Origin of the sequence: Sphingopyxis indica (genome assembly GCF_032879645.1) — a bacterium.
In the GTDB taxonomy this organism is placed as follows: domain Bacteria; phylum Pseudomonadota; class Alphaproteobacteria; order Sphingomonadales; family Sphingomonadaceae; genus Sphingopyxis; species Sphingopyxis indica.
Genome location: NZ_CP076394.1, coordinates 244898 through 261499, shown reverse-complemented (window position 1 = coordinate 261499; position 16602 = coordinate 244898). Strand labels below are relative to the sequence as shown.

The 16602-nt window shown below is 67.9% G+C and carries 17 protein-coding genes; 15 read left to right on the top strand and 2 right to left on the bottom strand.

The genetic code is table 11. The features are described from left to right. Positions 1-88 precede the first annotated feature (88 nt). Genes KNJ79_RS01275 through KNJ79_RS01245 form a run of 7 tightly spaced genes read left to right on the top strand, consistent with a single transcriptional unit; the run spans position 89 to position 6203 of the window. Positions 89-2041, top strand: a complete 1953-nt coding sequence (locus KNJ79_RS01275; RefSeq protein ID WP_317152481.1) for an alpha/beta hydrolase family protein — start codon at positions 89-91, stop codon at positions 2039-2041. 43 nt (positions 2042-2084) lie between these two features. Next, positions 2085-2747, top strand: coding sequence for a queuosine precursor transporter (locus KNJ79_RS01270; protein ID WP_317152480.1), 663 nt, complete (start codon positions 2085-2087; stop codon positions 2745-2747). Next, entirely contained in the window at positions 2744-3652 is a 909-nt protein-coding gene (gene argB / locus KNJ79_RS01265; protein WP_317152479.1) for an acetylglutamate kinase, read from the top strand. The genes KNJ79_RS01270 and argB overlap by 4 nt, the downstream gene beginning before the upstream one ends. A gap of 46 nt (positions 3653-3698) precedes the next feature. After that, positions 3699-3998 carry a YggT family protein gene (locus KNJ79_RS01260; protein ID WP_170935560.1) on the top strand — a complete coding sequence of 100 codons (300 nt, stop codon included), beginning with the start codon at positions 3699-3701 and terminating at the stop codon, positions 3996-3998. A 2-nt stretch (positions 3999-4000) separates the two neighbouring features. After that, positions 4001-4900: a bifunctional methylenetetrahydrofolate dehydrogenase/methenyltetrahydrofolate cyclohydrolase FolD gene (folD, locus tag KNJ79_RS01255; protein ID WP_317153971.1), complete on the top strand. Its 900-nt coding sequence runs from the start codon at positions 4001-4003 to the stop codon at positions 4898-4900. Continuing rightward, positions 4900-5577, top strand: coding sequence for a hypothetical protein (locus KNJ79_RS01250; protein ID WP_317152478.1), 678 nt, complete (start codon positions 4900-4902; stop codon positions 5575-5577). Before folD ends, KNJ79_RS01250 begins: the two co-directional genes overlap by 1 nt. Continuing rightward, complete coding sequence (locus KNJ79_RS01245; RefSeq protein WP_089216538.1) at positions 5574-6203, top strand: MarC family protein; 630 nt, start codon at positions 5574-5576, stop codon at positions 6201-6203. The genes KNJ79_RS01250 and KNJ79_RS01245 overlap by 4 nt, the downstream gene beginning before the upstream one ends. A gap of 275 nt (positions 6204-6478) precedes the next feature. On the opposite strand, the gene KNJ79_RS01240 is transcribed toward KNJ79_RS01245, so the two are convergent. Continuing rightward, positions 6479-7168 carry an OmpA family protein gene (locus KNJ79_RS01240; RefSeq protein ID WP_317152477.1) on the bottom strand — a complete coding sequence of 230 codons (690 nt, stop codon included), beginning with the start codon at positions 7166-7168 and terminating at the stop codon, positions 6479-6481. Positions 7169-7379: 211 nt separating this feature from the next. On the opposite strand from KNJ79_RS01240, the gene KNJ79_RS01235 reads away from it, so the two are divergent. Beyond that, complete coding sequence (locus KNJ79_RS01235; protein WP_317152476.1) at positions 7380-8705, top strand: hemolysin family protein; 1326 nt, start codon at positions 7380-7382, stop codon at positions 8703-8705. A 274-nt stretch (positions 8706-8979) separates the two neighbouring features. On the opposite strand, the gene KNJ79_RS01230 is transcribed toward KNJ79_RS01235, so the two are convergent. Further along, positions 8980-9798, bottom strand: a complete 819-nt coding sequence (locus KNJ79_RS01230) for a flagellin N-terminal helical domain-containing protein (protein ID WP_089216665.1) — start codon at positions 9796-9798, stop codon at positions 8980-8982. Between the two features lie 243 nt (positions 9799-10041). On the opposite strand from KNJ79_RS01230, the gene fliE reads away from it, so the two are divergent. From fliE to KNJ79_RS01195, 7 genes are read left to right on the top strand one after another with little or no spacing between them, the layout of a single operon-like run. Next, positions 10042-10383: a flagellar hook-basal body complex protein FliE gene (gene fliE, locus KNJ79_RS01225; RefSeq protein WP_089216664.1), complete on the top strand. Its 342-nt coding sequence runs from the start codon at positions 10042-10044 to the stop codon at positions 10381-10383. Positions 10384-10386: 3 nt separating this feature from the next. Further along, positions 10387-12039 (top strand): flagellar basal-body MS-ring/collar protein FliF, encoded by a 1653-nt coding sequence (gene fliF / locus KNJ79_RS01220; RefSeq protein WP_317152475.1) that lies wholly within the window; start codon positions 10387-10389, stop codon positions 12037-12039. Beyond that, positions 12032-13066 (top strand): flagellar motor switch protein FliG, encoded by a 1035-nt coding sequence (fliG, locus tag KNJ79_RS01215; RefSeq protein WP_089216534.1) that lies wholly within the window; start codon positions 12032-12034, stop codon positions 13064-13066. The genes fliF and fliG overlap by 8 nt, the downstream gene beginning before the upstream one ends. Then, the gene (locus KNJ79_RS01210; RefSeq protein ID WP_317152474.1) at positions 13059-13670 is read left to right on the top strand and encodes a FliH/SctL family protein; all 612 of its coding nucleotides are present in this window, start codon (positions 13059-13061) and stop codon (positions 13668-13670) included. Before fliG ends, KNJ79_RS01210 begins: the two co-directional genes overlap by 8 nt. Further along, on the top strand, positions 13667-14998 hold the full coding sequence (locus tag KNJ79_RS01205) for a FliI/YscN family ATPase (protein WP_317152473.1): 1332 nt from the start codon (positions 13667-13669) through the stop codon (positions 14996-14998). The genes KNJ79_RS01210 and KNJ79_RS01205 overlap by 4 nt, the downstream gene beginning before the upstream one ends. Then, complete coding sequence (locus tag KNJ79_RS01200; protein ID WP_317152472.1) at positions 14995-15441, top strand: hypothetical protein; 447 nt, start codon at positions 14995-14997, stop codon at positions 15439-15441. Before KNJ79_RS01205 ends, KNJ79_RS01200 begins: the two co-directional genes overlap by 4 nt. Further along, the gene (locus KNJ79_RS01195; RefSeq protein WP_317152471.1) at positions 15438-16595 is read left to right on the top strand and encodes a flagellar hook-length control protein FliK; all 1158 of its coding nucleotides are present in this window, start codon (positions 15438-15440) and stop codon (positions 16593-16595) included. The genes KNJ79_RS01200 and KNJ79_RS01195 overlap by 4 nt, the downstream gene beginning before the upstream one ends. Positions 16596-16602: the final 7 nt, after the last annotated feature.

Sequence of the window (16602 nt, the reverse complement as noted above, 5' to 3'; positions counted from 1 at the left end):
GGCGCGCGCGCCTATGGGCTCTTCGGGTGCTTGGCGGCGCGATTTTTCTCTGCAATTGTCATACGCTAAATCGGGGAAGGGGGGTATTATGCGTTGGATATGGGTGTTTCTGCTGGCGACATGTCTGTGCCCTGTCGGGGCGGCTGGCGCCGATGATGGGGCGGCCGCGGCCGCCGCGGGCGACTTTATTCCGCTTCCGACCGAAGTCTTCGCTCAGCTTCCTTTCATCGAAGACGCCCAGCTGTCGCCCGACGGAGGGCGCGTCGCCGGCCTGATTGCCGCCGATGGCGCGCAGCAAATTCGCATGATGGACCTTGAGGGAAAACGCGAAGACGATGTTGCAGTCGCGATCCCCGACCAAACCGAAGTGGCTTGGATTCGCTGGGTCGGGAACGACAACATCATCGTCGGACTCCACGCACTGCTGCCGGTCGATATCGACAATTGGTACATATCGCGACTGATCGCGATCAACCGCACGAGCCGGAAGATCACGAAGCTGCTGTGGGATCTCAACGGACAGAATGCCGCCGATGTCCTTTGGATACCGAGCGACGGGAGCACGCAAATTCTGGTCACGGGACAGAATAGCATTTATGAATCCGCCGAATTCTGGCCCGCCGTCTATCGCGTCGATGTGACGAACGGCCGCAAGCGCATCGTCGAGCGCGGGCGCAGTTCGGTTCTCGACTGGGGCGCCGACAACCGCGGACAGGTCCGCTACGCGGTCGGTTATCGCGATCATTCCACCCGATCGACCCTGCTCTATCGTTCCGAAAACGACCATGGGTTCAAGCTGATCGACACCGTACGGTTGCGCGACGAAGACGAGCTGGACCTGCCCTTTCATTTCCTTCACGGCACCGACCATGGATATATGATCCGTCCCGCGCCCGATGACCGCATGGTGGTCGCCGAAGTGGACCTGCTGACCGGAGAGGCTGTGCGGACGGTGCATGCCGAACCCGATGCCGATATCGAAGGCGTGCTGATGTCGATCGACGGCACGAAGATGATCGGCGTCCATGTCTCCGATCGCGACCGTCCGGTCCGCTGGATAGACCCCGTGATGGCAGCGAACCAGAAGGCGCTCGATGCTATGTCGCCCAATGCGACCGCACGGATCATAAGTTATAGTGACGATCTGCAGAAATTGCTCGTGCGCTTCAGCACTCCCGACAATCCCGGCCTGCTCTTTTACTATGATGCGGGCACGGGCATGGCGACGCGGCTGGCGTCCTACAATGAGCAACTCGGCGCCAAGCGGCTGTCGCGTGCGAAATTCGTCACCTATCGCGCGCGCGACGGGCTGGAGATCGAAGCGGTGCTGACGATGCCGCGTGGAGGCGGCAAGTCCAACCTGCCATTTGTCGTGATGCCGCATGGCGGCCCATGGGCACATGACGATCTTGGCTACGACTATTGGGCTCAATTTCTTGCCGAGCGCGGCTATGCCGTGCTGCAACCCAATTTTCGCGGCTCGACCGGCTATGGCGAGGCATTTCTTAAGGCGGGACAGGGTCAGCTCGGCTATGCCATGCAGGACGATGTCAGCGACGGCGTGCGCTGGGCTGTCGCCCAAGGGATCGCCGATCCCAAGCGCGTTTGCATCGTCGGAGCCTCCTATGGCGGCTATGCCGCGATGTGGGGCATCGCCAAAGATCCCGATCAATATCGCTGCGCTATTTCGATCGCGGGGGTGTCGAACCTGCGGCGTGAGGTCAACGATTTCGGTGGCAACGTCCGCGAACGCCTCTACCGCGGTCAGTGGCAAAAAATGACTCCCGATTTCGCCACGGTATCGCCGATCAACGCGGTCGACCGGATCAAGGCGCCGCTGCTGCTGATTCACGGCAAGAAGGATGTGACCGTCGACGTCGTCCAGTCGGCAAAAATGTATTCGGCGATGGTGAAGGCGGGAAAGGAGGTCGAATATCTTCCGATCCCGCTCGCCGATCACTATTTCACGCGCGAGGCCGATCGGCTGACCTTGCTGACCGCAATCGAAGCCTTTTTGCGCAAGCACAACCCGCCCGATTGAGCACTATCTTCCCCCGCGCGGCAAAAGCGACTATCGCGCGCCGATGGAAAGCTCGACCTCGCGCGCCGTCGCGCCCTCGCTGTTGCTCTTTGCGATACTCTATGGCGGCATGGTCCCGCTCGGCGGCTTTCTGGGCGCCAAGCAGGTCGCGCTCGGCCCGCTCGCGGTCGAGGCGGGCATCTTTCCCTTCCTGACGCTGATCGCGATTTCGAGCGGCATCGCCGAACTCCACGGGCGCGCCGTCGCCGACCGCCTCGTCCGGCTCGGCTTTATCCCGCTCGTCGTCGCAATTCTGCTCGCGCTGTTCGTGCTGCAACTGCCGACCGACGAGGGCATGTACGAGCCCGCGAAAGAGGCCTTCCCGATCATCGTCGGGCAGAGCTGGCGGATGATGGCGGCGGGGATCGTCGCCTATGGCGTCTCGGTCAGCCTCAACGTCTGGATTTTCGCGCGGATGACCGCGAACAACGGCCGGCTGCTGCCGCTGCGCGGCTTCGTCGCCGCTGCGCTCAGCCAGATCGTCGACACGTTGCTCTTCATCACCATCAGCTTCTATGGCGTGCGCCCGATCGCCGACCTGATGCTCGGGCAGATGATCGCCAAGGTTGTGCTGTCGGCGGTGATGGTGCCGCTGCTCGTCACGGCGGTGGTCGCGATCGGCCGCCGGCTCGACGGCACGCCCGCCCCCGAAGGAGCGCTCGCATGACTCACGCCCCCGACCCCGCAAAGATGCCCGACCTGCTCGCCAAGGCCGAAACGCTTGTCGAGGCGCTGCCCTATCTGCAGCGCTATGCGGGCGAGACCTTCGTGATCAAATATGGCGGTCACGCGATGGGCGATCCCGAGGCGCAGCGCGACTTCGCCGAGGATGTCGTGCTCTTGAAAGCCGTCGGCATCAACCCGGTCGTCGTCCACGGCGGCGGGCCGCAGATCGGCGCGATGCTGAAACAGCTGGGGATCGAATCGACCTTCGTCGGGGGCCTCCGCGTCACCGACGCCGCGACCGCCGAGGTTGCCGAAATGGTGCTCGCGGGCAAGATCAACAAGGAGATCGTCGGCTGGATCGCCGGGCTCGGCGGGCGCGCGGTCGGCATTTCGGGCAAGGACGCGAACCTCGTCCTCGCCGAAAAAGTGCATCGCAGCGAACCCGACCCCAATTCGGGGATCGAGCGTCACGTCGACCTGGGCTTCGTCGGCGAGCCGGTCGCGGTCGATCCGACGATCCTCGCCAATCTGACCAAGGATCATTTCATCCCGGTCGTCGCGCCGGTCGCGCTCGGCGCCGACGGCGACACCTATAATATCAACGCCGATACGATGGCGGGGGCGATCGCGGGCGCGCTCGGCGCCAAGCGCTTCTTCCTGCTCACCGACGTCGCCGGGGTGCTCGACAAGTCGGGAACGCTGCTCACCGACCTCGACCGTGCAGGCATCGACGCGCTGAAAGGCGACGGCACGATCACCGGGGGCATGATCCCCAAGGTCGACACCTGCCTCGCTGCCGTCGATACCGGCGTCGAGGCGGCGGTGATCCTCGACGGGCGCATCCCGCACGCGATGCTGCTCGAAATTTTCACCGCCAGGGGTGCAGGCACGCTCATTCACCGCTAACATCGCCGCCATCGACCTTTCGGCCGGAGACCTTGCCTTGTATTTCATGCTTCTCGATATTCTGTCGATCCTCCTCAACGTGCTGTGGTGGATCATCATCGTCCAGGCGGTGATGTCGTGGCTGATCGCCTTCAACGTCATCAACACGCATAACGCCTTCGTCGGCCAGCTCTGGTATGTGCTCGAACGGATCACCGAGCCGCTCTATCGCCCCTTCCGCCGCATCATGCCCGATTTCGGCGGCATCGACCTGACGCCGATGGTCGTGCTCATCCTGATCATCATCCTCCAGGGGCCGGTGATGTCCTATCTCTATCGGCTCGGCATGAATGCCGGGGTGATGTGACCATGGCGGCGGGGGCGCATGTGATCGACGGCAAGGCGTTCGCCGCCGGTCTGCGCGCGCGCGTCGCGGACGCGGTGCCCGCGTTCGAGGCGGCGGCCGGGCGCGTCCCCGGCCTCGCCGTGGTGCTCGTCGGCGACGATCCGGCGAGCGCGGTCTATGTCGGATCGAAGGGCAAGGCGACCCTCGCCGCCGGCATGGCGAGCTTCGAGCATCGCCTGCCCGCCGACGCGACGCAGGACGAGGTCGAGGCGCTGCTCGCGCGGCTCAACGCCGACGACAGGGTCGACGGCATCCTGCTCCAGCTTCCCCTGCCCGCGCATCTCGACGAACAGGCGGCGGTCGCGACGATCGACCCCGACAAGGATGTCGACGGGCTGACCCCGGTCAGCGCGGGGCGCCTCGCGCTCGGTATTGCGGGGCTCGTGCCCTGCACCCCGCTCGGTTGCCTGATGCTGCTCAAGGATCGCCTCGGCGACCTGTCGGGCAAGGACGCGATCGTCGTCGGGCGCTCGATCCTCGTCGGCAAGCCGATGGCGCAGCTGCTGCTCGGTGCCAATTGCACCGTGACGATGGCGCACAGCCGCACCAAGGATCTCGCCGGTCTCGTCCGCCGCGCCGACATCGTGGTCGCCGCGGTCGGGCGCGCCGAAATGGTCCGGGGCGACTGGATCAAGCCCGGCGCGGTCGTGATCGACGTCGGCATCAATCGCCTCGCGCCCGCCGCGGGCGAGGCGAAGGGCCGGCTCGTCGGCGACGTCGCCTATGCTGAAGCCGCGGCGGTGGCCGATGCAATCACCCCGGTCCCCGGCGGCGTCGGCCCGATGACGATCGCCTGCCTGCTCCGCAACACGCTCGTCGCCGCGCATCGCCGCGCGGGACTCGCCGATCCGGAGGGCTTCTGATGCGCCGCCTGCTGCCTGCCATTGCCGCCACCGCTTTGCTTACCGGATGCGCGGGCTCCTCGCCGCGCGGCGACCTCTACAACCGGCCGCTCGCCGCGAACCCGAGCGCCTTTGTCGCCGCCGAGATCGCCTTCGCGCGGCTCGCGCAGGAAAAGGGCCAGTGGACCGCCTTTCGCGAGACCGCGGCCGACGATGCGGTGATGTTCGTGCCGCAGCGCGTGCTCGCGCAGGACTGGTTCAAGGGCAGGGCCGACCCCGCCCAAGCGGTGAACTGGCAGCCGCACGCGGTCTATATCAGCTGCGACGGCAACAGCGGCGCGACCACCGGCGCGTGGCAGAAGGGCGCCGAAACCGGCTATTTCACGACCGTCTGGCGGCGCGATCCGCGCAAGGGCGAGATGCGCTGGGTGCTCGACCATGGCGCCGATCTTGCGACCCCGCGGGAAGCCCCCGATTTCATCTCGACCAGACAAGCGGCGTGCGGAACACGCCCCGCGACCGCCGTCACCGCAGCAAATGAGGGCGAGGATATGCAGGTCGGCCTGTCGGGCGACCAGACGCTCAGCTGGACGTCGATCGTGCGGCCCGACGGCTCGCGCCGCATCACGGTGCGGATGTGGGACGGCAAAGCGATGGTGCCGGTCATCGACGATCAGGTCGCGGCGCCCGCCCGGTGATCGACCTTTTCATCTCCGCCTTCGTCACGTTGTTCGTCGTGATCGACCCGCCGGGCTGCGCGCCAATCTATGCGAGCCTGACCGCCGACGCGAGCGCGGCGCAGCGGCGTTCGATGGCGGTGCGCGCGATCGTCATCGCGGGCGCGATCCTCGTCTTCTTCGCGATGTTCGGCGAAGCGCTTTTGAGCTTCCTCCACATCGACCTCGACAGCTTCCGCGTCGCGGGCGGGATCATGCTGTTCATCATCGCGATCGACATGGTGTTCGAAAAGCGCACCGAGCGCCGCGAACAACGCGCCGAACGGGTGATCGCGACCCCCGAGATCGAGGATGTCTCGGTATTCCCCATGGCGATGCCGATGCTCGCCGGGCCGGGCTCGATCGCGTCGGTGATGTTGCTCGTCGCGCAGAATAACGGAGTCGAGCGCGCACTGGTGATCTTCGCCGCGCTGCTCCTCGTGCTCGCGCTGACGCTCGCGGCGCTGCTTGCCGCCGGGCCGATGATGCGGCTGATCGGCGCCAAGGGCGAAGCGGTGATCACCCGCCTCCTCGGCGTCCTGCTCGCCGCGCTCGCCGCGCAGTTCGTGATCGACGGGCTGAAAGCCAGCTTCCCGACGCTCGGCTAGAGCAAATTGCGCGAAATCCGAATCATCCGCATCCCCGAGCCCTTCGACTGCCCTGGCGGGCGCTCAGGATGAACTTCGGCCTTTGGCCGAAGACGAGGGGCTCGTTCGAGCGGAGCGAGAACCGCAGCGTCGCCGCCTCGACTTCGCTCGGCAATGCCCCTCGTCTTCGCTCGGGGAAACGGTGCAGATTTCCGGCACGATGCTCTAGGCATCCGGCGCCATATGGAAAGGGCGCCGCCTCGCGGCGACGCCCCTTCGGTCCACGGGAATGGACTTTATTGCGCGTTGGCGACGTCGTTCTGGGTCACCGGCGCGATGCGGATTTCGACGCGGCGGTTGCACTGGCGATCAGCCTCGGTCGTCTCGGGCGTGCATTTGAGCTGCGATTCGCCATAGCCCATCGTCGCTATGCGCGCGCGCTGGACGCCGCGGCTCGCCAGATAGTCGGCGACCGACGCCGCGCGGCGTTCGGACAGCCCCTGATTATAGCTGTCGCTGCCGGTCGAATCGGTGTGGCCGTAAATGTCGATATAGGTGCTCGGATATTCGCCGAGGGTCGAGGCCACGCTGTCGAGCGCGCTGCGGAACTGACTCTTCACCACTGCGCTGTTCAGGTCGAAGGTGACGTCGCCGGGCATGTTGAGCACCAGCTGGTCGCCCTGCCGTTCGACGTCGATACCGGTGCCCGCGGTGCGTTCGCGCAGCTTCTTTTCCTGCTGGTCCATATAATAGCCGACGCCCGCGCCGGCGACCGCGCCGATGCCGGCGCCGACGATTTCCTCGGTGCGGCTGTTCTTGCCGCCGATCAGGTCGCCGAGCAGATAGCCGCCGAGCGCGCCGCCGACGCCGCCGATCGCGGCCTTCGAAATCTTCTTTTCCCCTGTCACCGGGTCGGTGACGCAGCCGCCGAGCGCGAGGGCGCTTATCGCAGCGAGGGTCGTGAGCTGGATCGTTCCGTTCTTCATCTGTCGCTCCCTATTGTGATGGCGCTGGTCCGCCATCCTTCCATGGCGATAACAGTCGGCCGCGCATCTGGTTCCAAACCGGTCCTGAATGGCGGCTGAGCGATCGGACCCCATTGCGCGGCGCCATTGTGTATTCCCGCATATTTGCCCTATAGCCGCGCGATGACCGATCCTTGCCGGGGGGCGGCGCGCGGGCGCCGGTGACCATCCCATGACCCCTTTTCCTTGGTCGGACGTGGCGATCATTGCCGTCCTCGTCCTGTTGAACGGCGTCTTCGCCATGTCCGAGCTGGCGATCGTTTCGGCGCGCGGCCCGCGATTGCAGGCGGCGGAGAAGCGCGGCAGCCGCGGCGCCGCGATCGCGCGCCGGCTCGCCGCCGATCCGGGGCGCTTCCTGTCGACGGTGCAGGTCGGCATCACCCTGATCGGCATTCTGGCGGGGGCCTATTCGGGCGCGAGCCTCGGCCAGCCGGTCGCCGACCGGCTCGCGGCGTGGTTCGGGCTCGACGCCGACAGCGCGCAGACCGCGGGCTTTGCCGTCGTCATCGGCCTCACCACCTATGCCTCGCTGATCGCGGGCGAACTCGTGCCCAAGCAGTTCGCCCTGCGCGCGCCCGAGCGCATCGCAATCGCCATGGCGCTGCCGATGCTGTGGCTGTCGCGCGTCGCCGCGCCGCTCGTCTGGCTGCTCGACGCGAGTTCGGCGCTGGTCTTTCGCCTGTTCGGCCTCAGCCGCGAATCGGAAGACCGGGTGACCGCCGAGGAACTGCACCTGATCGTCGCCGAAGCGTCGAAATCGGGGGTGATCGAGGAAAGCGAGCGCGCGATCATCTCGGGCGTCGTGCGCCTCGCCGACCGGCCGGTGCGCGAAGTGATGACGCCGCGCACCGACGTCGACTGGATCGACATCGCCTCGGACGCCGACGCGGTGCGCGCCAAGCTGCTCGAAACCCCGCACACGCGGCTGCCGGTCGCGCGCGGGTCGGTCGACGATATCGTCGGCGTGGTGCAGGCGCGCGACATCGCGGCGGCGCTCTTTCGCGGCGAGCCGCTCGACCTCGAACGGCTGATGCGCCGCGCGGCGGTGATGCACGACCAGATCGACGCGATGGACGCGCTCGAAACGCTGCGCGGCGCCGAAGTGCCGATGCTGTTCGTCCACGACGAATACGGCCATTTCGAAGGACTGGTGACCCCCGCCGACCTGCTGTCGGCGATCGCGGGCGAGTTCGCGTCGGATCAGGATATCGGCAGCGAACCTTTCGTCACCGAGCGCGACGACGGCAGCCTGCTGATCGCGGGGTCGATGCCCGCCGACCAGATGGCCGACCGGCTGGGGATCGAGCTACCCGATGATCGCGACTATGCGACCGCGGCAGGCCACGCGCTCGCGATCCTGAAGCACCTGCCAAAGGAAGGGGAGAGTTTCACCGACCGCGGCTGGCGCTTCGAGATCGTCGACATGGACGGGCGCAAGATCGACAAGCTGCTCGTCAGCGAGCTGCGCAAAGACCGGGACGAAGCCGGCGCCGAATAGGGCGGACGCCGACATTGGAAGGTGGAGAGCGGACAGAGCATCCCACCATGAAACGTCGCCCCAGCGAAAGCTGGGGCCGCCATCCTCTTGTCCCAGCGGCGAAAGACCGGGCCGATAGCGGCCCCAGCTTTCGCTGGGGCGACGGCTGGTATCACCCGAAACGCGCCGCGCCCACCCGCAGCCCAAAAGAAGATGCCCCGGCCGTGGGGGGCCGGGGCATCGGTGTCAGGCTATCAAAGGGACCAACCAATATAGCCTGGCAGGCTTGGGCGCCTTAGCGGAGCAGGTTCATCACGCCCTGCTGGCTCTGGTTCGCCTGCGCGAGCATCGCGGTCGACGCCTGCGCAAGGATGCCGGCAGCCGCGAGGTTCGTCGATTCGACCGAGAAGTCGGCGTCTTCGACCCGCGACTTGGCGTCCGCCAGATTCGTGACGGTCGACGTCAAAGTATCGACAGCGGCTTCGAGGCGGTTCTGCTGCGCACCGAGGTTGGCACGTTCGGTGGCAACCGTCTGGATGCCCGTATCGAGCGTCGCGAGCGCCGCCGAGGCGCCGGCAGCGGTCGACAGGTCGATCGCGTCGACGCCGAGGCCGGTGGCGGTGAGATCACCGATGGTGATGTTCACGGTTTCACCGGTGTTGAGACCCGTCTGGATGTCAAAGCCGGTCGCGACGCTGCCGTCGAGCAGATTGTTGCCGTTGAAGTCGGTACGGCCGGCGATGTCGCCGATCTGCGCGATCAGCGCGGTGACTTCGGTCTGGATCGCGGCGCGGTCGGTCGTCCCGTTCGTGCCGTTGGCCGACTGAACCGCCAGTTCGCGCATACGAACGAGGATGTTCGAGATGCCGGCCATCGCGCCTTCTGCCGTCTGCGCCAGCGAAATGCCGTCGTTGGCGTTGCGGACCGCCTGGTTGAGGCCGCGGACATTGGCGTCCATGCGGGTCGCGATCGCGAGACCCGCGGCGTCGTCCTTCGCGCTGTTGATGCGCTTGCCGCTCGACAGGCGTTCCATGGCCTGCGACTGCATGCGGTTGGCAACACGCGAATTGTTCTGGGCGCGGAGCGCGCTCACATTGGTGTTGATGACAGTCATGATCTTCCTTTCCGGCCCGATGGCCATTCCCGTGGTGTGGGCTCAGCGAGCTTCACGGTTGCAGTAACGGCGCGCCGCCGGGGGGCTTAAGCGCGGCGCGTCAAAAAAATGCCGGAATGAGACACTTCTTCCTGCACCCCATGAGCAACACCCTGATTTTTCTTATGTAATTTTTTTGGCACATCCTTTGCATTCTTATTTGGGCGCGCGGCACGACGCCGCGACCAAGGACGGATGGAACGGATGAGCACGATTGATCAGAGCCGGCTGCTGCAGATGCGCAGCTCGATCCTCAATCAGAACCAGGCGCTGCAACGCGCCGCGGGGCGCGCCACGACCGGCGGCGCCGAAGCGAGCGAGGGCACGCCCGATTTCGGCTCGGCGATTTCGGCCGCGCTGCAACAGGTCAACGCCCAGCAGGCAAGGGCGAGCGACCTCAGCGAAGCCTATGAGCGCGGCGACACGCACGACATCGTCAGCGTGATGATCGAGCGGCAAAAGGCCTCGCTCGGTTTCGAGACGACCTTGCAGGTCCGCAACAAGCTGCTCTCCGCTTATCGCGACATCATGAACATGCCGGTGTAACCCATGGCCGAAGCTCAACTCCCCGCCCCCGTCGACACCGGCAGCGCCGCGCGGCTTCCCGTGCCCGCCTTCGCGGCGCGATTCGAACCCCTTACCCAGGTCTTTCGCCAGCCCGCGGTGCAGCGCGCGCTGCCCGCGATCGCGACCTCGACCGCGATCGGCATCGCCGCGCTCGCCTGGTTCATGACCCAGTCGGCGCCGCAGACGCAGCTGTTCGCCGGGCTCGACGATGCCGACAAGGCCGCGGTCGCCGAAGCGCTGCAGACGCAGGGGATCGGCCACACGATCGACCCGGTCACCGGCGCGCTGACCGTCGATGCCGACAAGCTCTATCAGGCGCGCATCGCGCTCGCCGGCCAGGGCCTGCCCCGCGCGCAGCCGACAGGCGACAGCCTGATCGCCGCGCTGCCGATGGGATCGAGCCGCGCGATCGAGGGCGAGACGCTGCGCGCCGCGCGCGAGGCCGACCTTGCCCGCACGATCGAGGCGATCGACGCGGTCAAGGTCGCGCGCATCCACATCGCCGCCGCCGAGCCGAGCCTGTTCGTGCGCGACGACAAGCCCGCGACCGCGTCGGTGATGCTGACGCTGCAGAACGGCCGCTCGCTGTCCGACGGGCAGGTGCAGGCGATCCGCTTTCTCGTCGCCTCTTCGGTGCCGGGCATGAACGCCGATCAGGTGTCGGTGATCGACCAGCGCGGCGCGCTGCTCTCCGACACCGCGACGTCCAGCGACATGCAGGCGTTCCAGCTGCAGACGCAGATGGAGGACCGCTATCGCCGCGCGCTCGACAGCCTCCTCGGCCCGATGCTCGGCCGCGACAATTATACGGTCGAGGTCCACGCCGACGTCGACATGTCCGAAAGCCAGGCGACGCGCGAAAGTTTCCCGGAGAACGACCGCGCGCTGACCAGCGAGCGGATCACCAAGTCGGTGAGCGGATCGACCCCGCCCGCGGCCGGCATCCCCGGCGCGCTGTCGAACCAGCCGCCGCCGGCGACGACGCTCGCCCAGACGCCGCCGCCCGCGCCGACGGGCGCGGCTGCGGGCACCGAAAGCAACGAACAGGCCGCACGCGCCTATGAGGTCGGGCGCGAGATTTCGGTCACGCACCAGCCGCAGGGCCGCCTGCGCCGTGTCTCGGTCGCGGTTGCGCTCAACCAGGGGACGAAGGCGCTCGGCCAGGCCGACCTCGCCAAGATCGAGAATCTGGTGAAGGGCGCGGTCGGTTTCGACGCCGCGCGCGGCGACCAGGTCGCAATCGGCCAGCGCCCCTTCGCGAAGGTCGAGAATGCCGAGCCGGCGTTCTGGGACCAGGGCTGGTTTCTGCCGCTGGTCAAGCAGGTCGGCGCGATCCTCGCCGCGCTGCTCGCCTTCCTGTTCATCGGCCGCCCGATGATCAAGGCCGCGAAGGAACGCGCCGCGGCGCGCGCCGAACGCGACGCCGCGATCGAGGAAACGCTGCTCACCGCGACCGACGCGCCGCCGGCGATCGGCCAGCGCCGCCCCGCGGGCCGGGAGATCACGCTCGAGATGATCGAGGCCGCGCCGAGCTATGAAGCACGCGCCAATCTCGTCCGCGCCTTCGTCCGCCAGGATTCGCAGCGCGCCGCGCTCGTCGTCCGCCAGCTGATGCAGGAGGGCGCCCGTGCCTGACGCGCTCGACTCCGCGCTGGACGCCGCCCCCAAGACAGCGATCGACGGGTCCGCCGCCGCCGCGATCCTGCTGATGCTGCTCGACGAGAGCGAAGCCGCGACGATCCTGAAGCATCTCGACCCCGACGAGGTGCGCAGCCTCGCCAAGGCGATGTTCGACACCGCCAATGCGAGCGAAGGCCAGATCGAGCAGGCGCTCGAACGCTTCGTCGCGCGCAGCCGCTCGGTGAGCGCGCTCGCGATCGGGGCCGACACGCGCATCCGCACCGTCATCAACGAAGCCGTCGGCAACGTCCGCGCCGACAATATCCTCGCGCAGGTCGCGCCGCGCCAGAGCGCCGCGTCGCTCGAAATGCTGCGCTGGATGGACATCGAGGCGATCAGCGCGCTGCTCGCGAGCGAGCATCCGCAGGTCGGCGCGCTGATCCTGTCGGTGCTCGTCCCCGACGTCGCCGCGCGCGCGATCGAGACGCTCGACGAAAGCCTGCAGGCCGATCTGGTGCTGCGCGCCGCCATGCTCACCGCGGTCCCGACCGCGGCGATCGAGGATCTGGAAGCCGTGCTGTCGGCCGCGAACATCGGCGGCCAGCGCGTCGCCAGGCAGCCGGTCGGCGGCCCGACCGACGTTGCCAAGATCATGAAGGTGATGCCGCGCCACCTGTCCGAACGCACGATCCGCGCGCTCAAGAAGCAGGACCGCCAGCTCGCGCAGACGATCGAGGAGGAAATGTTCGTCTTCGACAATCTGCGCGATCTCGACCAGCGCAGCCTCGGCACCGTGCTGCGCAGCGTCGACGCGGCGCAACTCGCGCTCGCGCTGAAAGGCGCCGACGAGGCGATGGCCGACATGTGCCTGGCGACGATGTCGCAGCGCGCGGGCGAAACGATCCGCGACGAAATGTCCGAGATGACGATGGTCAAGCGCAGCGACGTCGAGGATGCGCAAAAGGCGATCATGCAGGTCGTCCGCCAGATGGCGGCGGCGGGCGAGATCGTGATCGCGGGCGGGGCCGACGACTATGTCTGACCGCCGCGCCGAAAAGGGATTTGCGCCGATCGCGCTCACCGCCGCGATGGGCGGTCGCGGCGGCTTTCGCCCGCTATCTTTCGTCTCCGCGCCGCCGGAGTCCGAGCCCGCCGAAGCTGAGCCCGCGCCCGCCGAGATCGAAGCGGCCGAGGATCCGTTCGCGCTCGGCCTCGCCGAGGGGCAGCGGCTCGCCGAGGCGGCCTATGCGACCGAGCGGCATCGCCTGCTCGCGCTGCTCGCCGGTGCCGAGGCGCTGCAGGACGAGCCGAGCGAGGAACTCGCGCAGCTGATCGCCGAGACGGTCGAGCGGCTCGTCCGCCAGATCGTCGACAGCGCGCCCATCGACGCCGAATGGCTGAAGAACCAGGCCGAAGTCGCCGCGGCGATGGTCGCCGAGGCCGACAAGGCGCGCACCTTGTGGGTCCATCCCGACGACGCCGCGCTGCTCGTCGACTGCCCGCTCGCGCTCCCCGTCGAGGCCGACGCGTCGATGACGCGCGGCACCGTCCGCATCGAAACCTCGGCGGGCTGGATCGAGCATGGCCGCGCGGTCTATCTCGACGAACTGCGCGCCGCGCTCGGCAGCGAAAGCGTCGCCGCATGACGCGCCGCCTCGCCATGACCGCCGGGCAGCTGCTCGGCCCCGTCGACCTCACGCATGCCAGCCCGCGCCGCATCGGCACGCTCGTCGCGCACGAAGGCATCATGCTCGAGGTGTCGGGCTTTCCGCAGCCGCTCGGCAGCAACGTCCGCATCAAGTCGGCGACCGGCGATCATGTGAACGGCGAGGTCGTCGGCTTTCGCGGCCACCGCAGCCTCGTCCTCCCCTTCGACACCAATATGCCGCTCGTCACCGGCGCGCCGGTCGAACCGCACGGCGCCTCGAGCATGGTCGCGTGCGGCAAGGCGCTGCTCGGCCGCATCATCGACGCGCAGGGCAACCCGCTCGACGGCCGCCCGCCGGTGAAATCGCAGTTCCAGTGGCCGCTCGCGGGGCGCAAGGTCAATCCGCTGCGCCGCGGCCGCGTGACGCGTCCGCTCAATATGGGGGTGCGCGCGATCAACGGCCTGCTCACCGTCGGCGAAGGTCAGCGCGTCGCGATCATCGCGGGCTCGGGCGTCGGCAAGTCGGTGCTGATGGGCCAGATGATCGCGGGCACCGAATGCGACGTGATCGTCGTCGGGCTGATCGGCGAGCGCAGCCGCGAGGTCAGCGACTTCGTCGAGACCAAGCTGCCCCCCGCAGTGCGCAAGAAATCGGTCGTCGTCGCGGTTCCCGCCGACCATCCGCCTTTGCTCCGCCTGCGCGCCGCGATGCGCGCGACCGCGATCGCCGAAGCCTTTCGCCAGGAAGGCAAGAAGGTGCTGCTGCTGATCGACAGCCTGACCCGCGTCGCGCACGCGCAGCGCGAGATCGGGCTGACGCTCGGCGAACCGCCGACGATGAAGGGCTATCCGCCATCGGTCTTCGCGCTGATCCCGTCGCTGTGCGAACGCGCCGGCATCGACAAGGCGACCGGCGGATCGGTCACCGCGCTCTATACCGTGCTCGCCGACGGCGGCGACATCGAGGATCCCGTGGTCGATTCGGCGCGCGCGATCGTCGACGGGCACATCATCCTGTCGCGCGCGCTCGCCGAACAGGGCGTCTATCCCGCGATCGACGTCGCGCGATCGCTGTCGCGCACGATGGTCGATTCGGTCGATCCCGACCATGCCGCCGCCGCGGCGCGCTTTCGCCAGCTCTGGTCGGCCTATGAAGAGAATCGCGATCTGATGCTGATGGGCGCCTATGTCGCCGGCAGCGACCCGGTGCTCGACGACGCGATCCGGCGCCGCGCCGACCAGCTCGCCTTCGTCACCCAGCCTGCCGGCGCGCAGGTCGATTTCCAGACATCCCGCCAAATGCTCATCGAAGGATATACTGCATGACCACCCGCACCGCACGCCGCAAACGCATCATCCGCGTGCGCTCCGTCGAGCATCAGATGGCGGAGGCCAATCTGGCGCGCGCCAATGGCGAACTCGCGAACCTCGTCGAGCTGGCGAGGCGGCTCGAAACGCTGCGCGCCGATCTTGCGGTTGCGAAGGGTGCGGTCGCCGGGCGTGCGCTCAACACGATCGGCGAACTCGCGATGCGGCTCGACGTCGCGAAGGAAAATCTGACCGCGCCGCTCCATCAGGCGAGCGCGCGCCGCGACCGGATGAATGCGCTCGCGCAGAGCGCGATGGTCCGCGAGGAATCGGCGGTGCGCCTTTACGAGCGCAGCCGCAAGTCGGACGAGAGCGAGAACGAGCGCCGCAGCGACGCCAATCGCCCGCACCGCCCGCGCGCCGGTATGCGGCTGCGGATGATCGACGGAGGCCTCGCATGATGAACGCCCTGCCGCAGCAGACATCCGCGCAGGGCGGGCTGATGGCCGTGCTCGCCGGCCTCGGCGCCAAGCCCGCAGGCGGCGGCAGCCCCGCCAGATTCGAGGCGCTGTTCGCCGACATGCCGCTCGCCGAGGGCGTGAGCCCGCTGCCCGCCGAAGCGCTGCAACAGTTCCGGCGGGCGGTCGCCGACGAGGGCAAGGTCGCGCCCGCCGATGGCGACGCGGCACCTGCCGATACCGCAACGCCGCAAACGCGACCCGCCGCCACGGGCAATGACGCCGCGGCGGCCGCCGCGCTGTTGATTCGGATTGCCACTGGCGCACCGGCCGGGCAGGCCGCCGTATCGACGCCCGCCGCGACGCAGGCTGTCGCAGGCAAAGGCAAAGCCGATAGCGACGAAAGCGGCGAAGTCCCCGTCGCCGACGAGGATGCGGCGCCCGCGAACCCGCTGCTCGCCCTCGCCACGCCCGTCGCGGCCGATCCCGCGAAGCCGGTGCAAGCGCAGGATGCGAAAACCGAAGAGGCGCCGGCGCTGCCGCGCCCTGCAAAGCATGAGGCAGCGACGCCGTTCGCCGACACCACGCCTGCCGCCGCGCCGAAGACGGGCAAGGCCGTCGACACCGGCGCCGCGATGGCCGTGCTGTTCGCGCAGCCCGCACCGCAGGCGCACGCCGCGAGCGCTCCGGCCGCCGCCGCCGCGCCCGTCGCCGAGCGCGCGCTCGACATGGGGTCCGACGACGCGTGGATTGCGCAGCTCGCCGCCGACATCGCCGCGACCAAATCGCAGGAGGGCGACATCAGCTTTCGCCTGATGCCGCGCCACCTCGGCCGGCTCGACGTCGCGATGACGAGCAGCGAGGGCGGCGTGTCGGTCAAGCTCGACACCCAGCATGAGGCGACCGCGACGCTGGTCCACGCCGCGCAGGGCAAGCTCGTCGACGATCTGCGCCAGCAGGGTGTCCGCGTGACCGGCGCCGAAGTCACCTGCACCCCCGGCGAGACCGGGCGCCAGTCGCAGGGACAGAGCCAGGGCCGCTCCGCGACCCCCGACGCCGCGCATCTTATCGAAACCGCCACCGCCGAGCACGCCGAACCGCGCGCCGACACCACCCACGGAGCGCGCGCCGCCGATCGCCGCGGCCGCTTCGCCTGATCAGAAA